The following is a 23,234-nucleotide window of genomic DNA, read 5'->3' as shown; positions in this document are numbered from 1 at the left end:
CCCTGTCATTACCGAACCCATTCACCATTATAATTGACAGAATAGCCGTCTACGGTCGTATTCACTGCCAAAGCACCTGAGCTATAAGCATAGTACCATTTGCCATTAACCTGGAACCAACCTGTCTTCATATCTCCATTACCTGCATTTAGGTAGTACCAAGTTGAACCATCTTGATACCAACCAGTTGTCATAGCTCCCGATGAACGGAGATAGTACCACTTGTTACCAAGGTATTGCCAGCCCGTTTTCATATCACCATTTTCAGCATCTAAATAGTACCAAGTTGAGCCTTCCTGATACCAACCAGTTGCCATAGCTCCTGATGAACGAAGGTAGTACCAGTTATTACCTAGATATTGCCATCCTATTTGCATGATGCCAGTTGCTGGATCTAGGTAGTACCATGGAGCCGCTTTAAGCTTCTCTTCATCATAGGTTAGAGGATAATCCTTGATCCAACCACGTGCTATCTCCCCAACAGGCAATCTGTTGATGCGAGAATCAAAGCCACCATCCTTCTGCAAATAATACCAGTCCCCATTATCATAAACCCAACCAGTTTTTAAAGTATGATAACTACGCTGATCTTCAAAATAATAGACTCGTTTCTCTGCTGGGCTATCATATTGTTCCCCATGATGTTTGTTGGTATTTGTAGCAGTTTTTGCTTCTAACACTTGCTTGCCAACAAATTCTTGTAGTACCCCATCTTGACCAAAGTAAAACCAATCTGGTCTAAAAGCAATATCTTTCCTTAGAGAAGAACCAATCGTAACCCCTTCGTATGGAGCAGGTATATATTGCCAGCCGACAACCATCTCTCCAGATAAAGAATCAAAATAATAGTACTTACCATCAATCACTCGCCAGTCCGTTTCTTTGAGGTCCCCCTTCTTGTAGTAGGTTCTTCCGTTTTCTTGGACAAAATGCCATCCTTCAGAATCATCTGCAAATACTACATTTGTAGCTAGAAAACCAAAGAATATTGCTGCTAATCCAACTTGCATCATTTTTTTCAAAAGTTTCATGTATATACCCTCCAATATTAAATCCACTCACCAGATGAAGCAAAGTTATAAACTTTACCATCAATCGTCTGACTACCTGTAACCATAGCACCACTTGAATTGAGATAATACCATTCACCTGATACTTTTATCCAACCTGTTTTCATATCTCCATTAGTAGGATCTAAATAGTACCATGTTGAACCATCTTTATACCAACCAGTCTTCATATCACCATTGGTCTTATCTAAATAATACCATCTTCCTCGTACATATTTCCAACCTGTGGACATTGAACCAGAGGTTTCAAGATAATACCATTTGCCATTTATACTTTGCCAACCTGTTTGTTTATTACTATTCTTATAATAATACCAAGTATCACTAATCAACTTCCATCCATCAATAGAATGCCCTTTAATAACAGAGTAGATGAAAGATAGAGCCTTCTCATTTAACTTAACAGCATAATTCATCTGTTCTGCCTTACTCCCATTGGTATGAACTCCGACAACCCTATTGGTAGAATCATATACTGCTGAACCGCTTGCACCACGCAAAGTATCTACTTGATAGAATAAAAAATCATTTGTATCTTGAAGTATCGTTTTTGTATCAGTATACATCTGCTTAATATCCTTATTAACAGCAGAATATCCCGTAACTGTTACATCTAGATTTTTAGTATTTTCTAAATTATTGGGAAGTCCTAACGTCCCCAATTGAGCGCCAATCGGTTCTTCCAAAATTAAAACTGCTAAGTCATAGGTAGTAAGCTCATCTGGATCAGTATTTCGAAATTCTTTTAAATAGCGAGCTTCTTTTACTTTTATCCGACCAAACGGCACACTATTTGGAGTACGAGCAGGAGTAACATATAGTTCTTCTGCATCTTTACCAAACTCATGTTTATAAATATTATGAGCAGCAGTAATAAGGACATTATCCTTTATAAAATTGGCACTCCCTCGATAAGTTACATCTTTACCATTTTTCACACCACAAAATTCTTACTCTACATAAGCTGATGTAGAGTAAGGATATTGTAAAGTATTTTTTACCTTAACTAAATCATTTTTACCAATAATGACTTCTGACTGATTTGTATAATATTGACCATAAGTCGGTGAAACATCGGGAAGTGAAAAATTATTAGTTCCTGGACTCTCTTGTAATGTTTCACTTACCTCATACTCCTCGCCTGTACTTGAAATAACAGTCAAAGCAGATACTGTCGATAGCAGGCTAGCTAATAAAGTACCCGCAATAATTGAAATACCGAATTTGCGATAAAATGTTTTCTTCATTATTTTATCCTCCTAAAAAAATTGTAACACATCTGTTCGTCCCTGTCAATATAGTAAATTGAAATAAGATGTGAACAAATCGATTAGGAAAGTTAAATTAATTTCTAGAAAAGTTTTAGCAGTTGTGGTGTACCATTCTAGTTTCAATCCACTATACAAAGAAAAAAACGGAAAGACATCCCTTTCTCCATTTGAAAAAAGCAGTTACACAACTGCAACTGCTTTTCTATTCTTGCATGGTGTAACCAACACCACGCACGGTTTTAATGTAGCTTTTTTGACCTTTTACATCAAGCTTGCTACGTAGATAACGGATATAGACATCTACGATATTTGTCTCGGTCCCACTTTCATACTTCCAGACACTTTCCAACAACTGCTCACGAGTCAGAACTTTCTTGCTTCCCATAAGTGTCGCCAAAAGGTCATACTCACGGCGAGTCAGAGCAATCATCTCTTCACCACGATAAACCGTGTGATGTTCAACATCTATCCTAAGATTGCGGTAGGTCCTTGGAACTTTCATCAGACTGCAGTGTTGATCAATGAAGTCCCGACCTCGGAAGATCGCCGAAATACGCGCTACCAGATTTTCGATAAGGACTGGCTTATAGATGTATGAAACTGCAAAACGCTGAACAACTTCCAGCTCTTCTTGCAAGTCTTCCCAATGATCTAAAATCATGATGACTGAGGCTGGCTTAGTTCGACTCAGCTTATCTGCAAAATCCTGGGCTGTCATATCCCCCAGATGAGCATTCAATAAAATCAAGTCATAGTCTGTCTGAAGAGCCATGGAGAAGGCTTTTTGCCCCTCCTCAACCTGATCAACTCGGTATTGCTCTTTTTGGAGTTCCAAACTTAAAAAATGAGCTAGATTTCGTTCTTTCTCAAGTAATAAAATCCGTTTCCCCATGGCAGACCTACTTATTTTTCGTCATACCAAGAGTAGTGGAAGGTTCCTTCTTTGTCTTTACGTTGGTAAGTGTGGGCACCAAAGTAATCACGTTGCGCTTGAATCAAGTTAGCTGGAAGATCAGCTGAACGGTAGCTATCAAAGTAAGTAATAGCTGCTGAGAAGGTTGGTACTGGCACACCAGCTTGAACTGCAAGAGCTACGATATCACGCACTGCTTGTTGGTACTTAGCAGTAACATCCAAGAAGTACTCATCCAAAAGAAGGTTGGCAAGGTCTGCATCACGGTTGTAAGCATCTGTAATCTTTTGCAAGAAACGAGAACGGATGATACAGCCATCACGCCAGATAGATGCGATGTCTGCAAATGGCAAGTTCCAGTTATTTTCTTTAGAAGCTACACGTAATTGCGCAAAACCTTGTGCGTATGAGATGATTTTTGAGAAGTAAAGGGCTTGACGGATTTTTTCAATCAATTCAGCCTTATCTCCTTCAAATTTGAAGGCAGCTGGTTTTGGAAGAACCTTGCTAGCATGCACGCGTTCTTCTTTGTAAGTTGAAATGTAGCGAGCAAATACTGACTCAGTAATTAGCGACAATGGCACACCAAGGTCAAGTGATGATTGGCTAGTCCATTTACCAGTTCCCTTGTTACCCGCGGCATCAAGGATGTAGTCTACGATTGGTCCGTCTTGACCTTCATCGTCTTTACGGCTCAAGATATCAGCTGTGATTTCGATCAAGTAGCTGTCCAATTCACCCTTGTTCCACTCAGTAAAGATTTCAGCCATGTCTTCTGCAGAAAGGCCAAGCAAGTGTTGCATCAAGTCATAGCTTTCTGCGATCAATTGCATATCCCCATACTCGATACCGTTGTGAACCATTTTCACATAGTGACCAGCTCCATCAGGACCGATGTAAGTCACACATGGTTTGCCATCTTCTGGTGCTTTAGCTGAAATTTCTTCAAGAACATCTGCAACCAATTCGTAGGCTTCTTTTTGTCCACCAGGCATGATAGACGGCCCTTCAAGGGCACCTTTTTCACCACCAGAAACCCCAGTACCGATAAAGTTGATACCTGAGTTTGCCAATTCTTCATTACGACGGATGGTGTCTTTGTAGAAAGTGTTTCCGCCGTCAATCAAGATATCACCTTTGTCAAGGTGTGGAAGAAGGGCTTGGATAGTAGCATCTGTACCAGGTCCAGCTTGAACCATCAGCATGATACGGCGAGGTTTTTCGATTGAGTTTACAAAACTTTCAACGTCATAGCTTGGTACAAAGTTCTTTTCAGGATGGCAAGCAATCACATCTTCCGTTTTTTCTTTACTACGGTTGTAAATAGCAACTGTGTAACCACGAGATTCAATATTAAGGGCAAGGTTACGACCCATTACGGCCATACCTACGACACCAAAGTTAGCTTTTGTCATTTGACACTCCTCTTGTTTCATTTATTTTATTTTATCATTTTTACTTTTGAAAAGAAAGAATTTTGTAACGACTGCTTAGTAGTCCAAGTCATCTGCATGACCAGCGCCATTTCCGACAAAGTAGCCTGTCTTACAGTTAAGGGTAAAGAGATAGGTTCCATCTGGCTTGTAGAGGTTGTAATAACCATTGCCGTTAACGATATTGACACGTTCAAGGATATATTGGTCTCCAGTGATATAGCCACGTGATCGTGAAGTCGCTAGAATTTGTTCCAAGACACCATCCGCAAAATCCCAGGCAGAGTTGTTACTATCATCAATAGCAGACTGGTTATAGGCAACACGACTGGCACTTCTTTGAACAGCAACACCCGCACTTGATACGCCCATATTGACTTTGCTACGAGAACTTCTAGTCTCATTTGAGGCAGCATTTGAACTACTTGGGCTTGTCTCACTAGTCGTATTTGAGCTTGTTTGACTAGTGCTTGAGCTACTAGTTTCACTTGAACTTGAGCTAGAAGTACTTGTTTGCTGGCTCTTACCAAGGCTGATAGCCTTATCTAGCACTTTATCAAGCTCCGTATTTCCAGTTTTAATATCCGTAAATTTAGCATCCGATTTGGCTTTGGCATTGGTATCCAACACACCGTCCACAATAGCTGGTTTCTCAAATTGAGCATTGACATCTTGAATGGCCTTGATTTGCGTTGCTAGACTATCATACTTAGATTTGGCTAGCGTATGTTCACGACTACCTTCCAGTTTATCAAGCAAGGTTTTGAGTTGACTCAGTTTATCAAACTGGCTATTTTTCAAAGCCGTTTTATTACTATCTGTGTAGAAGGCGTCATAAAGTGTATTAAAATCATCCACATCTGATTGATTGGCTGTAGTTGATTGAGAAGTTTCAATTTCCTTGGTCGAGCGATTCACTTGACGATAGACATAATAAGCACTGACACAGATAATCACTGATACAAGCGCCAAAGCGGTCAAAACAAAGCCTTTTTTACTTTTCTTTTCTGAGTCCTCTTGATCCAGACGAGAAAGGTTTTGCTCCTCTTCCACTTCTTCAGTCATTTCTGTTGGAGTTTCATCCTCTAGCAATAGAGGATCCAAGCCTTGCTCCTCATCGTCCAAAGGCAAGGGTGGTAAGATGTCTTCAGAAGATGGAACTTCCTCCGAAGAAGCTTCTGACTCCTCTACAGCCTCACGCATCTCTTGAATTAAATCATCCAGACTATGAGTTTCAACTAACTCCTCTTTTTTGTATTGGCGAGTCGCAAACTTATCTGCTTCGATTTCATCTTTGTGTTGTTTAACATACTTGTCCAAAATGGAATCCTCAGGCAAGACTCCTGCTTCCACTTCTTCATTTTTACGAATAGCTTGACCAACTGTTAGCTCTTTTGCTTCATCAAAATCAAATTGCGGTTCTTGACCTTCTTTTTTATGACGATTTCGTCTTTTTTTACTCATGAGTATCCCTTTCTATTTTACCTCTTGCCGTTTGACACGCTGACCAAAATATTGATACAGATCCACTTTCAAGGTTCCGTTGTATAACTTACGCTTCTTATCTGCTTGGCTACCATACTTGCTTTCAAAGGCTTCATCACTAGTCAAGATAAATTTGCTCCAAGTTTTCAGTGGTGCAAATACTTGACCCATCTCAGCATAAAGCTTGGTCACCCCTGCATCATCTGATAAACGCTCCCCGTAAGGCGGATTGGAGATGATTACACCATTGATTTTATCGGAACGCAAATCCTGCACGCGCATCTGCTTAAAAGTAATGTCTCCTACAACACCCGCTGCCTGAGCATTGGCCTTAGCAATTTCCACCATGCGAGCATCAATATCACAGCCCATAATATCCAGTTCCAGCTCACGGTCTACTTTTTTAGCCGCTTCTGTACGCACTTCTTGAATCAAGCGATCACTAATCCAGTTCCATTCCTCAAAGGCAAAAGAGCGACGAAGTCCTGGTGCCATCTTTCGAGCAATCATAACTGCCTCAATACAGAAAGTCCCCGAACCACAGGTCGGATCAATCAAAGGCTTGTCTGGATACCAGTTAGAGAGTTGCAAAATAGCTGCTGCCATATTTTCCTTGATAGGAGCCCCACCCTTTTCCGTACGATAGGCACGTTTAAAGAGACTGGATCCTGTCGTATCAATCATGACAGTTGCCACATCTTTGAGAATAGAGACCTCAATCTTAAACTCTGGGCCATTCTCCATCAGAGGAACACCTTCTGGGCGAGCATAGTGTTTCTGCAATTTCTTGACAACAGCTTTCTTAGAAATAGCCTGAACACTGGGCTCATTGTGAAGTTTAGATTTAACACATTTGGCTTTTGAAATCGGGAACCGAGCTCCAAGTGGTAAATAATTTTCCCAATCTAGGGCGAAAACTCCCTGAAACAGCTCTTCAAAAGTCTTAGCTGGGAACGTTCCTACGATAATTTTGATACGATCTGCTGCCCGAAGCCAGAGGTTGGTTTCGATAATAGCTCTCACGTCTCCTTGAAAACGAACACGACCATTTTCAACCTGACAATCGTAGCCCAACTCTCGCACTTCTCGTCCTACAACAGCTTCAAGTCCTGCTGCCGCAGTTGCAATTAAATTAAATTCTTTTTTCATGTTACAGTCTTGTAAGACCTTTCTTTTGTTCACTTTAAAAAATGAGGTTGAGAAAATTTCTCAGCCCCAACCTATATGCAATTTTCTATAAGCCATGTTTTGTTCCAGAAGTGACTAGGACCACTTCCTTCGATAATCATCTGTCTACCACTAACAGCTCCAGCTGATAGCAGTCAGAATACTACGTTCGTTTCCGTGTACTCCATGCCCCGACCAAAATTTGGGTTGCTAGCTTGAGGGGTTTACCGCGTTCCACTCTCTCCGTTTCCAGAAAGACTCCGTCACTGTGGCACTTTCAAGCCTACTCTGACCTATCAAAAGACTTAGCCATTTCAACTGCCGTAACGATTTCTCGTCCCTAGGCTTATGGTTTCGCCTAGCACAAACACTACAGGCATCACAGCCTGTGCTAGCATGGACTTTCCTCATGAGAAGCAATTCTCCTCACGCGATTATCCAAAAATTGCATGTAACAAGACCTGAATTACAAATCAGTATTGTCTAAAATTTGTTTACCGAATACTTCTTTTTCAAGACGATTCAAGCGTTTCAAAATATCAAAATTCGTCATAGAAGATGAAGCAGCCACATCAATTGGATCTGGGTGACTAGGACTTGGAGCCGAGCTCACTTGCGGTTTACGAGTTAATTCTTCCTTCAAATCCGCAATCTCCTGACGAAGTGACTTGACCAAGGCAGCATAGGTTTCATAGTCCTTGATGACATCGTCTAAAAACTCATCAACTTCTACCTTACTATAGCCACGGACTTCACGCCCAAACTCTTGTTCAAAAATATCTTTTGCTGAAAAAATAATACTTGCCATGTCTCTCTCCATTCTCGATTGCTAGTATTATTATATAAAAAAAGGCAAACAAAAATCAAGGTCAAAGCTTCAATTTTCGGAAAAATTTTCAGCAAGTTCATTTAATTGATCAAATGTTAATCTCTTTATAAAATAGTCCTCTTGATTTTTCATCTTTTGGTAAAAATAAGCTAATTTCGTTTCATTTTCTTCATCATAAAAAAGATAGGAGCTATTCGTATTTTCCAGTAAAAACTGCTGATAATCTCTTAACTGCCCCTTGTGTTCATAGCGAGAATAAGCATATTTGACAAAGTCTACCTGCTTAAAACGGCTCAGTTTCATCTGATTGGCTTCATTCCAATTTTCCCCATGGGTTTCAAAAGCAAAAATGGTGGCCAACTGGAAACCGTACTCGGTTTTCATCTCCTGAGCAACCTCTAAAACCCAATATTCAAAACCCAAACTTCCTGTAAACACAAGCCAAGACACCCCATCTGCTGCCATAGCCTCTAAATCTTTACGTATTGCTTTTTTTATCAATTTAAGACGAGGATCCTTATCAGAAAACAAACCCAAATCAAAAGCAGAATAGCCCAAAACCAAAGCTGTAGCCATTTTTAACCCTTTCTGTGCAAATTTATGGTATAATAGAGTGATGTTATTGTACCAATAAGGAGAATTATGGTCAACTATCCACATAAACTTTCATCACAAAAAAGACAACCATCTCTTTCTCAACCCAAAAATTTCGCAAATCGAGGAATGTCTTTTGAAAAGATGATCAATGCTACCAACGACTACTATTTGTCTCAGGGCTTGGCTGTTATACACAAGAAACCAACCCCTATTCAAATCGTACGAGTGGACTATCCACAACGAAGTCGTGCCAAGATTGTTGAAGCCTATTTTCGACAAGCTTCAACGACGGACTATTCTGGCGTTTATAATGGATATTACATCGACTTTGAAGCCAAGGAAACAAAACAAAAACGTGCGATTCCGATGAAAAATTTTCATCCACATCAGATTCAGCATATGGAACAAGTCCTTGCCCAACAAGGAATCTGCTTTGTCCTTCTTCACTTTTCTTCTCAGCAAGAAACCTACTTATTGCCGGCATTCGATTTGATTCGCTTCTATCATCAAGATAAGGGACAAAAATCAATGCCACTTGGATATATTCGAGAATATGGATATGAAATCAAGGCTGGTGCCTTCCCTCAAATTCCTTATCTCAATGTTATCAAAGAACATTTATTAGGTGGTAAAACAAGATGAACAAACCAACGATTCTGCGCCTAATCAAGTATCTGAGCATTAGCTTCTTAAGCTTGGTTATCGCAGCCATTGTCTTAGGCGGAGGAGTTTTTTTCTACTACGTTAGCAAGGCTCCTAGCCTATCCGAGAGTAAACTAGTTGCAACAACCTCTAGTAAAATCTACGACAATAAAAATCAACTCATTGCTGACTTGGGTTCTGAACGCCGCGTCAATGCCCAAGCTAATGATATTCCCACAGATTTGGTTAAGGCAATCGTTTCTATCGAAGACCATCGCTTCTTCGACCACAGGGGGATTGATACCATCCGTATCATGGGGGCGGCATTGAGAAACCTCCAAGGGAAAGGAGGGCTCCAAGGGGCTTCAACCTTGACTCAGCAATTGATTAAATTAACTTATTTCTCTACTTCAACTGCCGATCAAACCTTGTCACGTAAAGCCCAAGAAGCTTGGCTAGCCGTTCAATTAGAGCAAAAAGCAACCAAGCAAGAAATCCTGACCTACTACATCAACAAAGTCTACATGTCTAACGGTAACTATGGAATGCAAACCGCAGCCGAAAATTACTATGGAAAAGACTTGAAGGATTTAAGCTTGCCACAGTTAGCACTCCTAGCCGGAATGCCTCAAGCACCAAACCAATATGATCCATATTCCCATCCAGAAGCTGCTCTAGAGCGTCGTAACTTGGTACTTTCAGAAATGAAGGGACAGAAGTATATCAGTGCAGAACAGTATGAAAAAGCAATTAATACTCCTATCACTGATGGTCTCCAGAGCTTGAAATCAGCCAATAGTTATCCAGCCTATATGGACAACTACCTCAAAGAGGTCATCAATCAAGTTGAAGAAGAAACAGGCTATAACCTTCTAACTACTGGGATGGATGTCTACACAAATGTAGACCAAGAGGCTCAAAAACGTCTGTGGGATATCTACAACTCCGATCAATACGTCTCTTACCCTGACGATGATTTGCAAGTCGCATCTACGGTCGTGGATGTAACAAATGGTAAAGTCATTGCTCAGTTAGGTGCCCGTCACCAATCAAGTAATGTATCTTTCGGAATCAACCAAGCCGTTGAAACCAATCGTGACTGGGGTTCTAGTATGAAACCAATCACTGACTATGCTCCCGCTTTAGAATATGGAGTCTATGACTCTACTGCGTCTATTGTACATGATGTTCCTTATAACTATCCTGGCACTGATACTCCACTCTACAACTGGGATCATGGCTACTTTGGAAACATTACAATCCAGTATGCTCTTCAACAATCACGAAATGTCACAGCCGTTGAGACTTTGAATAAGGTCGGTCTAGATAGAGCTAAAACCTTCCTTAATGGTCTTGGTATCGACTATCCAAGCATGTATTATGCAAACGCCATTTCAAGTAACACAACTGAATCCAACAAACAGTACGGTGCAAGTAGTGAAAAAATGGCAGTTGCCTACGCAGCCTTTGCTAATGGTGGTATTTACCATAAACCAATGTATATCAATAAAATAGTCTTCAGTGATGGTAGTGAAAAAGAATTTTCTGATGCCGGTACACGAGCTATGAAAGAGACTACAGCCTATATGATGACCGAAATGATGAAAACAGTCTTAGTTTATGGTATCGGACGTGGTGCCTACCTACCACGGCTTCCACAAGCTGGTAAGACTGGTACTTCTAACTATACTGATGAAGAAATCGAAAAATATGTCAAAAACACTGGTTACGTAGCTCCAGATGAATCGTTTGTAGGATATACTCCTAAGTATTCTATGGCTGTATGGACTGGATACTCAAACCGTTTTACTCCAATAGTTGGAGATGGTTTCCTAGTTGCTGCCAAGGTTTATCGCTCAATGATATCGTATTTATCAGAAGATGAGCAACCTGAAGATTGGACGATGCCAGATGGCCTGTTCCGAAATGGCGAATTTATCTTCAAAAATAGTACAAAAAATACTTGGAATAATCAAACTACACAACAAAGTTCACAACAAACGCAAATAGTAGAGAATTCCTCTACAACAGCTGAAAGTACAACTACACAGGCAAGTTCGACGGTTGGACAACAACCCAATAATGCTCCAGCAACTGATCCTAACCAAGGACAAGCTGGTCAAGCTGGTCAACCGACACAACCAGTACAACCAACGCCACAAAATCCACAAGTTCAACAACCACAACAGTGAGATGAAAGAAAATCCTGAGAATAAAAACTCAGGATTTTTTCTACAAAAAAATTAGCTTCATAATCTTTGAAAGTGAAGAGAGGTTTCAACTCATTTTCAATAAACCAAAAGAAGTTAGCTTACAACTAACTTCTTTTTATCTTATTTCACATGTTTTGCGAGTTCTTCTTGCGCTTTTTTATTGGATTCTGCTTTTTCTTTCATCCATTTTTCTTGAGCTTTTTGATATTCATCTGCAGTAACTGCCTTGTCTTGAAGTTCAAGGTATTTATACAAGACTGGGTCACTTGTACCTTTATTTCCTGACAATGCAAATGGTATTGTAAATGGTACCATCTTAGACAAGATTGGACGACCAGTTTTAGAAGTTGTTGGGATGATCAAGGCACTATCTGTCAACCAAGCTTGGGCTGCTGCGTATTTATCATATCGTTTAGCAACATCTGTAGTCTCATCACCAGCTTCAGTAACCAATTTTTCGTAGTCATATAGACCTACTTTTTTAGCAGCTACATTATCTTCCCCTGAGTCAAATCCTAAATATGTTTTAGTACTTTCTCCTACAGAAGGTTTGATAATATCAAGGTAGGTTGATGGATCGGCAAAGTCTGGACCCCAACCGACATTATCTGATAAATCCCAGTCTTCGCCAGCAGCATTTTCGGCAAATAGAGTTACATTAAGCAATTCATCTTTTTGCAATTGTTGGATATCAATAACGACATTATCAGTTCCTAAAGTTGCTTCCAAGGATTGTTTCATAGATTGGACACGTTGAACTTTTGTAGTTGCTGTCTGGTCAACAGGCATATCTAGGTGAATTGGGAATTGTACTCCCTCAGCTTGTAGGGCTGATTTGGCTTTGGCAAATTCTGCTTTAGCTTTTTCTGGATTGTAAAGACCATCTTGTGAATCTGCAAGATTGACATCCTTCCATTCATCCCCATAAGTCACTAATTTTTCTTTGACTATATCGCCAAAGTTCTTCCCATCTGCTTGAACAAATGTTGGTGGCACAAAGAGATTGCGCAAGATTTTGCTTGCTCCAGTTTCTCCATTCAACTGAGCGGCATAGGCTGTACGGTCAAATCCAAAGGCAATAGCCTGACGGAAATCCTTATTTAAGAGAGCCTTTTTAGTAGATGTCTTTTGTTCTTCGCTAGTCTTAGATGTGTATTTATAAGATTGACGGTCAATATTTGTCCCTACTAGATAAGTCGTAGAGTCTTGTTGAGTATAGACGATATTGTCTTTCATACTCTTCTCAAGCTCTGCGAAACTTGCACTTGTTGGATAAAGACGAGCTGCTGTAAGGCTACCATCTTTAAAGTTTTCTGCTGGTTTGCTGGTATCTTGCCCATCCCAGAATGACAATTTAACTTTGTCAATATGCACATTGTCCTTATCCCAATAGTTCGGATTTTTCGCAAATTCAACGGAAGATTTGGTCACAATGGATTTCAACAAATAAGGACCGTTATACAAGAGACTACTTGGATCCGTAGCTTTGGCAAAATCATCCCCTTTTGAATTCAAAAACTCTTCATTAACTGGCGCAAGCACACCCATTGTTGTTTTGGAATTCCAAAAACTTTCAGGTTTGTTCAAGGTGTATTGGATTGTTTGGTCGTCAAGGGCTTTAATCCCGACTTGAGTGAAGTCTGTGATTTCACCTTTGGCATAGGCATCCAGACCTTTGATTGAATCCTGTACCAAGTAAAGGGCTTCTGCTTTCTTATCTGTTGCATATTTAAGTCCTGTTACAAAGTCCTGAGCCTTAACAGGAGCGTACTCTTCTCCCTCAGATGTATACCACTTGGCATCCTGACGAATCTTATAAGTATAAGTCAAGCCATCCTTAGAAACTGACCAGTCTTCTGCCAATGAAGGAACAAGGTTCCCGTATTTATCATTTTCAAGCAATCCATCAATCACATTACTAGTAATCTCAGAAGTTGCTGCCTTACCAGTTGTCAAATAGTTGAGATTATCTGGATGTGTCTCGTAAGTAAATGCAAAGGTTTTTTCACCTTGAGCACCTGAACCCCCAGAACAAGCAGCTAAAACACCAGCTGCTAATAAGGTTACTCCCGCAAGAGCCAATACTTTTCTTGTTTTCATAGTATTCTCCTTTGTTTTTTATTCATTATAGACTCTTTTTCAAGTCCTGTCAATAGAATTTTCTGAATTTTAAGAGTTATTTGTTATATTTGATATATTCTGAAAAATAAAATTGTTCATTTATGCCAAAAAAGCATTCTAGTCCATCTCCGATTAACGATGGACTTTATCACCTCCTTCTCCAGTCCTTGTATAACATCTTGAAGTTGATTCATGACATCTTCCAAAGTTCGAAAGGCTTTATTCTTAAATCCACGTTTACGAATCTCTTTCCACACTTGTTCAATGGGGTTCATCTCTGGTGTGTATGGAGGAATAAAGGTAAAGCCAATATTAGTCGGAATCTTTAAGGTACTTGATTTATGCCATATGGCATTGTCCATAACGAGTAAAAGATAATCATCTGGATAAGCTTGTGAAAGCTCTTCTAAAAAGACGTTAATCCACTCAGTATGACATCCACCAGCGATTAAGAAAAATGATTCGCCTGTATGGGCATCAACAGCTCCATAACAATAGCAAAATTCTCGTATATAGTGACTATGGACATGTGGACCTACTCCTATTGAAGCCCAACAAGATCCCAGTTTACTGATTCTACCGAAACCAGACTCATCTTGGTACATCAAGCGAACCTTACGAAAAGGTCTCCTGGTTTTAAAGCACTTTCTTTTCTTCTTGAATTGAGATTTTATTTTTAGACGCGACAATGGTTTGAGAGTCTACTTTCTTGGGATGTGCTGGACGTGGCCTAATATTTCGCCAACCATGGTGCTTCAAGAGTTGATAGAAGGTATCACGTGTGTAGGAAGAACCTAACTCCTTTTTATAAGCCTGAAATAAGGCATCAATTGTAACAAATTCTCCTGCCTCTGCAGCCTTCAAATGACGGGCAAGAAAGGCTTTCTCTTCCTCAATTGTCATATATGCATGGTTACGACAACCACGTGTTTCTTGAAGGAGAGAATCGAGTCCGAACTCCTCATATTTTTTTACAGTTGGCCAAATCGTTGTTTGATTACAGTCTAAAAGCTCTATAATCTCTTTATAAGATTTACCCATCAGACGAAATAGAACGATTTGAAGGCGTTTATGATATTTAGCTGTACTAGAGTCTTTTAAAAGTGTTTTGATGGTTTGGATTTCTTCTTTAGTTGATTTCATATCACTATTATATAATGCTTTTTGATTTTAGTTTAGTATTAATCGATTGTTCTACTTTTTGCCTCCAAAACCTTGGAAAAGGCTTTCTTTTGTGATATACTTCACATATAAATACAAGAGAGCTCGTCACACTCGACTCTGTTGAAAAAATCAATCCAGTCCCGTTGTCCCTGTTCTCGGTCAATATCAAGGAGGATAGCTATGAAAGCTGTTGTTGTAAATCCAGAAAGCACTGGTGTTGCTGTTGAAGAAAAAGTACTCCGTCCACTTGAAACTGGGGAAGCACTTGTAGAAATTGAATACTGTGGTGTTTGCCACACCGACCTTCACGTTGCTCATGGTGACTTCGGTCAGGTACCAGGACGTGTCCTTGGCCACGAAGGTGTTGGTATCGTTAAAGAAATTGCTCCAGATGTGAAAAGCCTTAAAGTCGGTGACCGCGTCAGCGTTGCTTGGTTCTTTGAAGGATGTGGCACTTGCGAATACTGTACAACTGGTCGCGAAACCCTTTGCCGTACAGTGAAAAATGCTGGCTACTCAGTAGACGGTGGTATGGCTGAACAATGTATCGTAACTGCTGACTATGCTGTCAAAGTTCCTGACGGACTTGATTCAGCCCAAGCTCCTTCTATCACATGTGCTGGAGTAACAACCTATAAAGCTATCAAAGAAGCAAAAGTTGAACCAGGCCAATGGGTTGTTCTTTACGGTGCTGGTGGACTTGGTAACCTCGCTGTTCAATACGCTAAAAAAGTATTCAATGCTCATGTTATCGCAGTCGATATCAACAATGACAAACTTGCCCTTGCAAAAGAAGTAGGCGCTGACATTGTGATTAACGGCCTCGAAGTTGAAGATGTAGCTGGACTCATCAAGGAAAAAACTGATGGTGGAGCTCATTCAGCTGTCGTAACTGCTGTATCTAAAGTTGCCTTCAACCAGGCTGTTGACTCAGTTCGTGCTGGTGGTCACGTCGTCGCTGTCGGCCTTCCTTCTGAAATGATGGAACTAAGTATCGTAAAAACCGTTCTAGATGGAATCCAAGTCATCGGTTCTCGCGTTGGAACTCGTAAAGACTTGGAAGAAGCCTTCCAATTCGGTGCAGAAGGTTTGGTAGTTCCAGTTGTTCAAAAACGTCCAGTAGAAGATGCTGTTGCCATTTTCGACGAAATGGAAAAAGGTCAAATCCAAGGACGTATGGTACTCGACTTCACCCACTAATCTAATAGAAACCTATTTTAAAAGTTGGAAGCTTCTTTCAACTTTTTTATATTAAATTTTTAAATGTGGATTCAATATTACTCCTCAAAAAACTCAATATATCAACATCCAAAAGTAAAAGTTTTTTTAATTTTTTATGATAAATAGTTGCTTTTTACATGAAAACGGTTTATACTTAGACAGTCTTAAAGTTTTCTTAAATGAAAACTAAAACAAAAAAGGAGGAATGACAATAATGAGTATCGGAATCATTATTGCGAGCCACGGCGAATTTGCTGCGGGTATTCATCAGTCAGGATCTATGATCTTTGGTGAACAAGAAAAGGTTCAAGTTGTAACCTTTATGCCAAATGAAGGCCCTGATGATCTATACGCTAAGTTTAATAACGCTGTTGCTGCATTTGACGCAGAAGATGAGGTTCTAGTTTTGGCTGACCTTTGGAGTGGATCTCCATTTAACCAAGCTAGTCGCGTGATGGGAGAAAATCCCGAACGTAAGTTTGCCATCATCACAGGACTTAACTTACCGATGTTGATTCAAGCCTACACAGAGCGCCTCATGGACGCTGCTGCAGGTGTAGAAAAAGTCGCTGCTAATATCATTAAAGAAGCCAAAGATGGCATCAAGGCTCTTCCAGAAGAGCTCAACCCAGTTGAGGAAGTTGCAAGCGCTGCAGCTGCTCCAGTTGCCCAAACTGCTATCCCAGAAGGAACTGTTATCGGAGACGGTAAATTGAAAATCAATCTTGCTCGTCTTGACACACGTCTACTTCACGGTCAGGTTGCAACTGCTTGGACTCCAGATTCAAAAGCAAATCGTATCATCGTTGCTTCAGATAACGTGGCTAAAGACGACCTTCGTAAAGAATTGATTAAACAAGCAGCTCCAGGTAATGTCAAGGCTAACGTGGTTCCAATTCAAAAACTGATTGAGATTTCAAAAGACCCACGTTTTGGAGAAACACATGCCCTTATCTTGTTTGAAACACCTCAAGATGCCCTTCGTGCCATCGAAGGCGGCGTGCCAATCAAGACTCTTAACGTTGGTTCTATGGCTCACTCAACAGGTAAAACATTGGTCAATACCGTTTTGTCTATGGACAAAGAAGATGTTGCTACATTTGAAAAAATGCGTGACTTGGGTGTTGAATTTGATGTCCGTAAAGTACCAAATGATTCTAAAAAAGATTTGTTTGACTTGATTAACAAAGCCAATGTCAAATAAGCCATTATTTATGAAAGGATTTTAAACATGTCTATTATTTCTATGGTTTTAGTAGTCGTTGTAGCCTTCTTTGCAGGTCTTGAAGGCATCCTCGACCAGTTCCAATTTCACCAACCACTTGTAGCCTGTACCCTTATTGGGCTTGTAACAGGTCACTTGGAAGCAGGGATTATCCTCGGTGGATCGCTTCAAATGATTGCCCTTGGTTGGTCAAATATCGGTGCTGCTATCGCTCCTGATGCTGCACTTGCTTCTGTCGCTGCTGCCATTATCATGGTTCTTGGTGGTGACTTTACCAAGACTGGTATCGGTGTTGCCCAAGCGGTTGCTATCCCTCTTGCCGTAGCTGGACTTTTCTTGACAATGATTGTTCGTACAATTTCAGTTGGTTTGGTTCATACTGCAGATGCTGCCGCTAAAAAAGGTGACTTCGGCGCTGTGGAGCGTGCGCATTTCATTGCGCTACTCTTCCAAGGACTTCGTATCGCACTTCCTGCAGCTCTTCTCCTTATGGTACCAACTGAAACTGTACAAAGTATCCTTAGTGCCATGCCAGACTGGCTCAAAGATGGTATGGCTATCGGTGGTGGTATGGTCGTTGCCGTTGGTTACGCCATGGTTATCAACATGATGGCAACTCGTGAAGTATGGCCATTCTTCGCTCTTGGTTTCGTTCTCGCTGCTGTGTCAGACATTACTCTAATCGGATTCGGTGCTATCGGTGTTGCTATCGCGCTTATCTACCTTCACCTTTCTAAAACTGGTGGAAATGGTGGCGGAGGAGCTGCAACTTCTAACGACCCAATCGGCGATATCCTAGAAGACTACTAAGATAAGAAAGGACTGAAAACATCATGACTGAAAAACTTCAATTAACTAAATCAGATCGTAAAAAAGTTTGGTGGCGTTCAACCTTCTTACAAGGGTCTTGGAACTTTGAACGGATGCAAAACTTGGGCTGGGCTTATACACTCATTCCAGCTATCAAAAAACTCTATACTAAAAAAGAAGATCAAATCGCTGCTCTTGAGCGTCACCTTGAGTTCTTCAACACTCATCCATACGTAGCTGCTCCAGTCATGGGGGTTACTCTTGCGCTTGAAGAAGAACGTGCTAACGGTGTGGAAATCGATGACGCTGCTATCCAAGGGGTTAAAATCGGTATGATGGGACCTCTTGCTGGTATCGGTGACCCAGTATTCTGGTTTACAGTACGCCCAATCCTTGGATCTCTCGGTGCTTCACTTGCCCTTACTGGCAATATCTTGGGCCCACTCCTCTTCTTTGTTGCATGGAACTTGATTCGTATGTCATTCTTGTGGTATGTTCAAGAGATTGGATACAAGGCTGGATCAGAAATCACTAAAGATATGTCTGGCGGCATCCTTCAAGATATCACTAAAGGAGCTTCTATCCTTGGGATGTTCATTCTTGCTGTCCTTGTTCAACGTTGGGTAAATATTAAATTTGCTTTCGATGTTTCTAAAGTTCAACTAGATGAAAAGGCTTATATCCATTGGGATAAATTGCCAGAAGGGTCTAAAGGTATCCAAGAAGCATTCGCACAAGTAGGACAAGGATTGTCTCAAACTCCTGAAAAAGTTACTACTTTCCAACAAAACTTGGATATGTTGATTCCTGGATTATCAGGACTACTCCTTACTTTACTTTGCATGTACTTACTTAAGAAAAAAGTATCTCCAATCACTATTATCCTTGCCCTCTTCGCAGTGGGTATTGTGGCACATGTTCTTCACATCATGTAATCAAGCAACTAAAAAGGAACCAGGTTCTAAAATCTGATTCCTTTTTTCTAGGCTTTTATACTCAATGAAAATCAAAGAGCAAACTAGGAAGCGAGCCGCAGGCTGTACTTGAGTACGGCAAGGCGAAGCTGACGTGGTTTGAATTTGATTTTCGAAGAGTATTATTCTGCCAAGGCTCCCATTGGATCCCAAGGTGCAAGTACGATTGGTTCTGCTCCATAGGCAGCTTGTTCTTCTGCTGTCAGCAATTCCTTACGAACAACGATTTGGTATGTGTATTCGTCCATCCAAGCGTCTGAGGCAACAAAGTAACCATCTGTACCGACCTTGTCTCCCCATGAGTTTTCAACCTTCCACTTGGTTGATTTACCATTTTCGTCCAAGTCAACACCTGTCAAGACCATGGCGTGGGTCATCAAGCTTTCGCTATAGTCCAAACGTCCGGCCTTGTCTTGAGTAAGTTTAATGTCCATGCTTGATTCAAAGTCATAAACATCTGTCGCAAGGATTCCAGCTTTGCGGTTGCTGAGCTGGCCAACATCAGAACCAAACCAAACAGTCTCACCTGCTTGCATTTGGGCAATCGCCAATTCTTTCAAGCGCTCCATTGGAACGTTGATGTAACGAACCGCACGGCTACCAACCACATTTCCCAACATCTCAACTGTGTAAGATTTACCGTATGGTTTATCAGCAGTTGGAGCATTGATAACAGAAACGTAGTCTTCTAAAGGAAGATTGACATATTTCTTGTAAAATTCCTGTGGAGTAATACCTTTTTCGCTTTGGTAGTTATTATCCTTATCACGATAAGCAAAGTCAAATTTACGTGGTGGTAGTCCTAGTGACATGGCAAGGAAGTTAAAGATCTCTTGCAAGAGGTCTTCTTTCTTAGCTTGAACAGTCGCTTGGTCTGCGCCAGAAGCTAGTAAGTCACGCAAGATTTGAGCATCTTGGCGCAGCAATTTGTTAAGGATTGCATTTAGCTCACGGCTGCTACTAGATGAAACAGACTCAGGATAAACTGACTTAGGCACGACACCGTATTTTTCAAAGAGGGAAACGACCATATCCCATTGACCACCATCTTGTTGTGGTATTTGGAGTAAGAAGCTAACCTTACGGCTCGTCAATTCTTGGTCTGCAGTCGCAATGACTTGCTCCAAGAACCAGTTTGATTTCTCATACTTGTCCCAGAAGAAAGTGTGGGCTTGTGACAACTCAAAGTTCTCCAATTTGTATTGCGAGATGAGTTTGTGGCGAAAAGTGTTGAGAGCCGCAAACATCCAGCAACGACCAGACGCTTTCTGGTTAGTGACCTTGTCCTTGGTTAAATCCAATGAGAAAACAGGTGTGTTGTCTACATGGCTTTGGCGACGTTCCAGAGCTGCAAAAATTCCGTTGTGGCTAGCAGCATTTTCAATCGCTTGGTATTTTACATTTGCTTCATAGTTGGCAAATAGTTTATCAGTAAATGATTCTTGAATCGCGTTCATAGATTCCTCCTTTTATTCTACAGTCTATTATAACTCTTTTCACAAAGGAAGCAACTAAAAAACATAAAAGGCAAGGACATTCTTCCCCACCTTTTTCAAATATAAATCAAATTAAGCAATACTAGCAAGGAGAATTTCTAAGTCTTCCTTGGTCAAGCGACGCCATTCCCCTCGTTCCAGGTTCTCATCTAATACTAAAGTTCCCATAGTCAATCGTTGCAAGTCCACCACTTCCTTGCCACAGTAGCCCACCATACGCTTGACCTGATGAAACTTTCCTTCTGCAATAGTCACACGGATTTGGCTCTGATTCTTTTCTGCATCTGTGGAAAGAATCTCCAGTCTAGCGGGTTGACAAGTAAAGTCTTTGAGAGGAATACCCTTGGCAAATATCTCCACATCTTCTTGTGTCATAATTCCCTTGACCTGAGCCAGATAGGTCTTATCCACATGACGCTTGGGTGAAAGAAGAGCATGGGCAAGCTGACCGTCATTGGTCAGGAGCAGGAGTCCATGCGTATCGATATCCAAGCGCCCTACTGGGAAAACTTCCTTGCTCCGAGCAATATCATCCAACAAGTCCAGAACGGTTCTGTGCTTGGGATCCTCAGTCGCTGAGATAACTCCTTGGGGCTTGTTCATCATATAGTAGACAAACTCCTCATACTCCAACACTTGCCCATCAAAGCGAATCTCATCTCTTTCTTCATCAATCTGCAATTTAGCTGATTTTTCTTTTTTACCATTTACAGTCACGCGCCCAGCCTTGAGCAAGTTTTTGACCTCAGTCCGACTTCCCACCGCACAGGCAACTAAAAATTTATCTAATCTCATAGAACTATTATATCATATCAAAAGGAGGCTAGTACAATGACCTACCTCCTTTTCGTTTCATACTCTTCAAAAATCTCTTCAAACCGCGTCAACGTCGCCTTGCCGTATATATGTTACTGACTTCGTCAGTTCTATCTGCAACCTCAAAACAGTGTTTTGAGCTGACTTCGTCAGTTCTATCTGCAACCTCAAAACAGTGTTTTGAGCTGACTTCGTCAGTTCTATCTACAACCTCAAAACAGTGCTTTGAGCAACCTGCGGCTAGTTTCCTAGTTTGCTCTTTGATTTTCATTGAGTATCAGATTTAAGAAATTAACTTCCTCGTCTCCAGAAAATTGCTAAGACAATCATGGAACCTAAAACAGCTGGGATAATAGCTGTTCCTGATAAAACTGGCCCCCAAGTTCCAAAGAGCAAGTGACCTAGAAAGGCTCCGATCCAACCGAGAAACATTTTTCCAAAACATCCCATTCGCTCTCCACGATTGGTCAGAGTACCTGCTAAAAATTCCACTAGGAGACCAACGAACATACTTCCTAACATATTATCTCCTTAATTTGCCCAATTCCCATTACGGAAAAGAGGTACTCGCGTTCCATCCTCACGAATACCATCGATATCCATTTGGTTAGAACCAATCATAAAGTCTACGTGAACATCTGAACGGTTAAGCCCTGCAGCTTCAAGCTCCTCTTCGCTCATCTCCGCTCCACCAACGACGCTAGTCGCATAGGCTGCACCGATAGCCAAGTGATTTGACGCATTTTCATCGAAAAGAGTGTTAAAGAAGGTAATACCTGACTGAGAAATTGGGCTTGGATCTGGTACCAAGGCACATTCACCCAAGGCACGCGCACCCGCATTTTCAAAGACAAGATCCTTCATAACCTGATCACCCTTCTCAGCAGTAATATCTATGATTTCTCCATCCTTAAAGGTCACCTTAATACCTTCAATAATGTTTCCGTTATAACTAAGCGGTTTTGTAGAGGTTACATAACCATCTGCACGACGGAAGTCTGGAGCTGTAAAGACTTCTTCTGTCGGCATATTTGGCAAGAAACCTTCGCCCTGTGCATTGATAGCACCAGCTGATTCCCAAACGTGGTTCTTCGGCAAACCAAGGGTCAAATCAGTCCCTGGCGCTGTGTAGTGAAGGGCTGAAAATTGTTCTTTATTAAGCATATCAGCCTTGCTCTTAAGGATAGCTGCATGATTTTCCCAAGCCTTAACAGGATCTTCTTCATAGACACGGCAAGTTTTAAAGATTTGGTCCCAAAGGAGATCGACTGCTTCTTCATCGCTCGCAGCATTTGGAAAGACTTTCTTAGCCCACTCAAGTCCTGCTGCAGCTGCTACAGTCCAGCTAACCTTGTTAGATTGAGTTGCGATACGCATAGGCTTCATGGCAAGTCCCATAGCTTTAGCAGAAGCTGAAAGCTTGTCAGCATCCACTCCGTTCAAGGCACCTGGATCAGATGAACGAACTCCAAGACGGCTAGCCTTGTTCTCCAAGAGATAGTTCATTTCAGCAATCTTGTATTCTGGCACATTGTCCAAACGCTCCATCGGGGCATGGAGGAATTTCTCACGGTTAATGACATCATCTGTCCACTGAACGATAACCTCATGCGCACCCAAGGCATAAGCTTCTTTGACGATTAAGTGAGCCAATTCACGTTGCTCCACATCAATAGAGAGAGTCAAAGTGTGACCAGGTTGCACGTTAATTCCGTTCGCAACCAACAATTTCGCATATTTTTCTAGATTTTCTTTAAAATTTGGTAAAACCATTCTGTTTTCTCTTT

22 protein-coding genes and 1 other RNA gene are annotated in these 23,234 nt (G+C 41.0%); 6 read left to right on the top strand and 17 right to left on the bottom strand.

Annotated elements, in window-relative coordinates; genetic code table 11:
- Positions 1-8: 8 nt before the first annotated feature.
- The 10 genes from cbpF to SPPN_RS02145 form a co-directional block, all read right to left on the bottom strand.
- Positions 9-1,031, bottom strand: coding sequence for a choline-binding protein CbpF (gene cbpF / locus SPPN_RS02190; protein WP_000771087.1), 1,023 nt, complete (start codon positions 1,029-1,031; stop codon positions 9-11).
- A gap of 17 nt (positions 1,032-1,048) precedes the next feature.
- Positions 1,049-2,008 (bottom strand): trypsin-like serine peptidase, encoded by a 960-nt coding sequence (locus SPPN_RS02185; RefSeq protein WP_000788364.1) that lies wholly within the window; start codon positions 2,006-2,008, stop codon positions 1,049-1,051.
- A 12-nt stretch (positions 2,009-2,020) separates the two neighbouring features.
- Complete coding sequence (locus SPPN_RS14385; protein ID WP_000750732.1) at positions 2,021-2,317, bottom strand: hypothetical protein; 297 nt, start codon at positions 2,315-2,317, stop codon at positions 2,021-2,023.
- 226 nt (positions 2,318-2,543) lie between these two features.
- Positions 2,544-3,233, bottom strand: a complete 690-nt coding sequence (locus tag SPPN_RS02175) for a response regulator transcription factor (protein ID WP_000518020.1) — start codon at positions 3,231-3,233, stop codon at positions 2,544-2,546.
- 11 nt (positions 3,234-3,244) lie between these two features.
- Positions 3,245-4,669 (bottom strand): NADP-dependent phosphogluconate dehydrogenase, encoded by a 1,425-nt coding sequence (gndA, locus tag SPPN_RS02170; protein WP_000158778.1) that lies wholly within the window; start codon positions 4,667-4,669, stop codon positions 3,245-3,247.
- Between the two features lie 75 nt (positions 4,670-4,744).
- Positions 4,745-6,151, bottom strand: coding sequence for a cell division site-positioning protein MapZ (mapZ, locus tag SPPN_RS02165; RefSeq protein WP_000039262.1), 1,407 nt, complete (start codon positions 6,149-6,151; stop codon positions 4,745-4,747).
- Between the two features lie 12 nt (positions 6,152-6,163).
- On the bottom strand, positions 6,164-7,321 hold the full coding sequence (locus tag SPPN_RS02160; protein ID WP_000711366.1) for a THUMP domain-containing class I SAM-dependent RNA methyltransferase: 1,158 nt from the start codon (positions 7,319-7,321) through the stop codon (positions 6,164-6,166).
- Positions 7,322-7,404: 83 nt separating this feature from the next.
- Positions 7,405-7,785, bottom strand: an RNA gene (rnpB, locus tag SPPN_RS11665) — RNase P RNA component class B.
- 20 nt (positions 7,786-7,805) lie between these two features.
- Positions 7,806-8,147: a cell division regulator GpsB gene (gene gpsB, locus SPPN_RS02150; RefSeq protein WP_000146532.1), complete on the bottom strand. Its 342-nt coding sequence runs from the start codon at positions 8,145-8,147 to the stop codon at positions 7,806-7,808.
- 69 nt (positions 8,148-8,216) lie between these two features.
- The gene (locus tag SPPN_RS02145; RefSeq protein WP_000179541.1) at positions 8,217-8,744 is read right to left on the bottom strand and encodes an SLOG family protein; all 528 of its coding nucleotides are present in this window, start codon (positions 8,742-8,744) and stop codon (positions 8,217-8,219) included.
- 66 nt (positions 8,745-8,810) lie between these two features.
- On the opposite strand from SPPN_RS02145, the gene recU reads away from it, so the two are divergent.
- A complete protein-coding gene (recU, locus tag SPPN_RS02140) occupies positions 8,811-9,407 on the top strand; it encodes a Holliday junction resolvase RecU (protein ID WP_000248774.1) in 597 nt (198 codons plus the stop codon).
- Complete coding sequence (gene pbp1a / locus SPPN_RS02135; RefSeq protein WP_001040026.1) at positions 9,404-11,599, top strand: penicillin-binding protein PBP1A; 2,196 nt, start codon at positions 9,404-9,406, stop codon at positions 11,597-11,599. The genes recU and pbp1a overlap by 4 nt, the downstream gene beginning before the upstream one ends.
- A gap of 141 nt (positions 11,600-11,740) precedes the next feature.
- Here the strand turns inward: pbp1a and SPPN_RS02130 are convergent, their stop codons facing one another.
- Positions 11,741-13,720, bottom strand: a complete 1,980-nt coding sequence (locus SPPN_RS02130) for a peptide ABC transporter substrate-binding protein (protein WP_000857591.1) — start codon at positions 13,718-13,720, stop codon at positions 11,741-11,743.
- Between the two features lie 116 nt (positions 13,721-13,836).
- Positions 13,837-14,884 (bottom strand): IS630 family transposase gene (locus SPPN_RS11660; protein WP_148255714.1). Its coding sequence is split into 2 segments (ribosomal slippage): positions 13,837-14,383 and positions 14,382-14,884, totalling 1,050 coding nucleotides; the frame shifts between segments, so codons are not numbered across the junction.
- A gap of 201 nt (positions 14,885-15,085) precedes the next feature.
- Between SPPN_RS11660 and adhP the strand changes: the two genes are divergently transcribed.
- From adhP to SPPN_RS02095, 4 genes are all read left to right on the top strand, one after another.
- A complete protein-coding gene (gene adhP / locus SPPN_RS02110) occupies positions 15,086-16,105 on the top strand; it encodes an alcohol dehydrogenase AdhP (protein ID WP_000649188.1) in 1,020 nt (339 codons plus the stop codon).
- Between the two features lie 235 nt (positions 16,106-16,340).
- A complete protein-coding gene (locus tag SPPN_RS02105) occupies positions 16,341-17,330 on the top strand; it encodes a PTS sugar transporter subunit IIB (RefSeq protein WP_000021975.1) in 990 nt (329 codons plus the stop codon).
- Between the two features lie 27 nt (positions 17,331-17,357).
- Positions 17,358-18,161 carry a PTS mannose/fructose/sorbose transporter subunit IIC gene (locus SPPN_RS02100; RefSeq protein WP_000022715.1) on the top strand — a complete coding sequence of 268 codons (804 nt, stop codon included), beginning with the start codon at positions 17,358-17,360 and terminating at the stop codon, positions 18,159-18,161.
- 23 nt (positions 18,162-18,184) lie between these two features.
- Positions 18,185-19,096 carry a PTS system mannose/fructose/sorbose family transporter subunit IID gene (locus SPPN_RS02095; protein ID WP_000136861.1) on the top strand — a complete coding sequence of 304 codons (912 nt, stop codon included), beginning with the start codon at positions 18,185-18,187 and terminating at the stop codon, positions 19,094-19,096.
- A gap of 161 nt (positions 19,097-19,257) precedes the next feature.
- Here SPPN_RS02095 and pepC read toward each other — a convergent pair whose 3' ends face one another.
- From pepC to SPPN_RS02065, 5 genes are all read right to left on the bottom strand, one after another.
- On the bottom strand, positions 19,258-20,592 hold the full coding sequence (gene pepC, locus SPPN_RS02090; protein WP_000991655.1) for an aminopeptidase C: 1,335 nt from the start codon (positions 20,590-20,592) through the stop codon (positions 19,258-19,260).
- A 111-nt stretch (positions 20,593-20,703) separates the two neighbouring features.
- A complete protein-coding gene (locus tag SPPN_RS02080) occupies positions 20,704-21,426 on the bottom strand; it encodes a pseudouridine synthase (RefSeq protein WP_001234889.1) in 723 nt (240 codons plus the stop codon).
- 88 nt (positions 21,427-21,514) lie between these two features.
- The gene (locus SPPN_RS13735) at positions 21,515-21,718 is read right to left on the bottom strand and encodes a hypothetical protein (RefSeq protein ID WP_000693083.1); all 204 of its coding nucleotides are present in this window, start codon (positions 21,716-21,718) and stop codon (positions 21,515-21,517) included.
- Between the two features lie 20 nt (positions 21,719-21,738).
- Positions 21,739-21,969 carry a GlsB/YeaQ/YmgE family stress response membrane protein gene (locus SPPN_RS02070; protein ID WP_000901564.1) on the bottom strand — a complete coding sequence of 77 codons (231 nt, stop codon included), beginning with the start codon at positions 21,967-21,969 and terminating at the stop codon, positions 21,739-21,741.
- Between the two features lie 9 nt (positions 21,970-21,978).
- Positions 21,979-23,220, bottom strand: a complete 1,242-nt coding sequence (locus SPPN_RS02065; RefSeq protein WP_000243966.1) for an aminopeptidase — start codon at positions 23,218-23,220, stop codon at positions 21,979-21,981.
- Positions 23,221-23,234 lie beyond the last annotated feature (14 nt).

It is taken from the genome of Streptococcus pseudopneumoniae IS7493 (assembly GCF_000221985.1).
GTDB lineage: Bacteria > Bacillota > Bacilli > Lactobacillales > Streptococcaceae > Streptococcus > Streptococcus pseudopneumoniae.
This window is presented reverse-complemented; position numbering and strand designations above follow the sequence as displayed.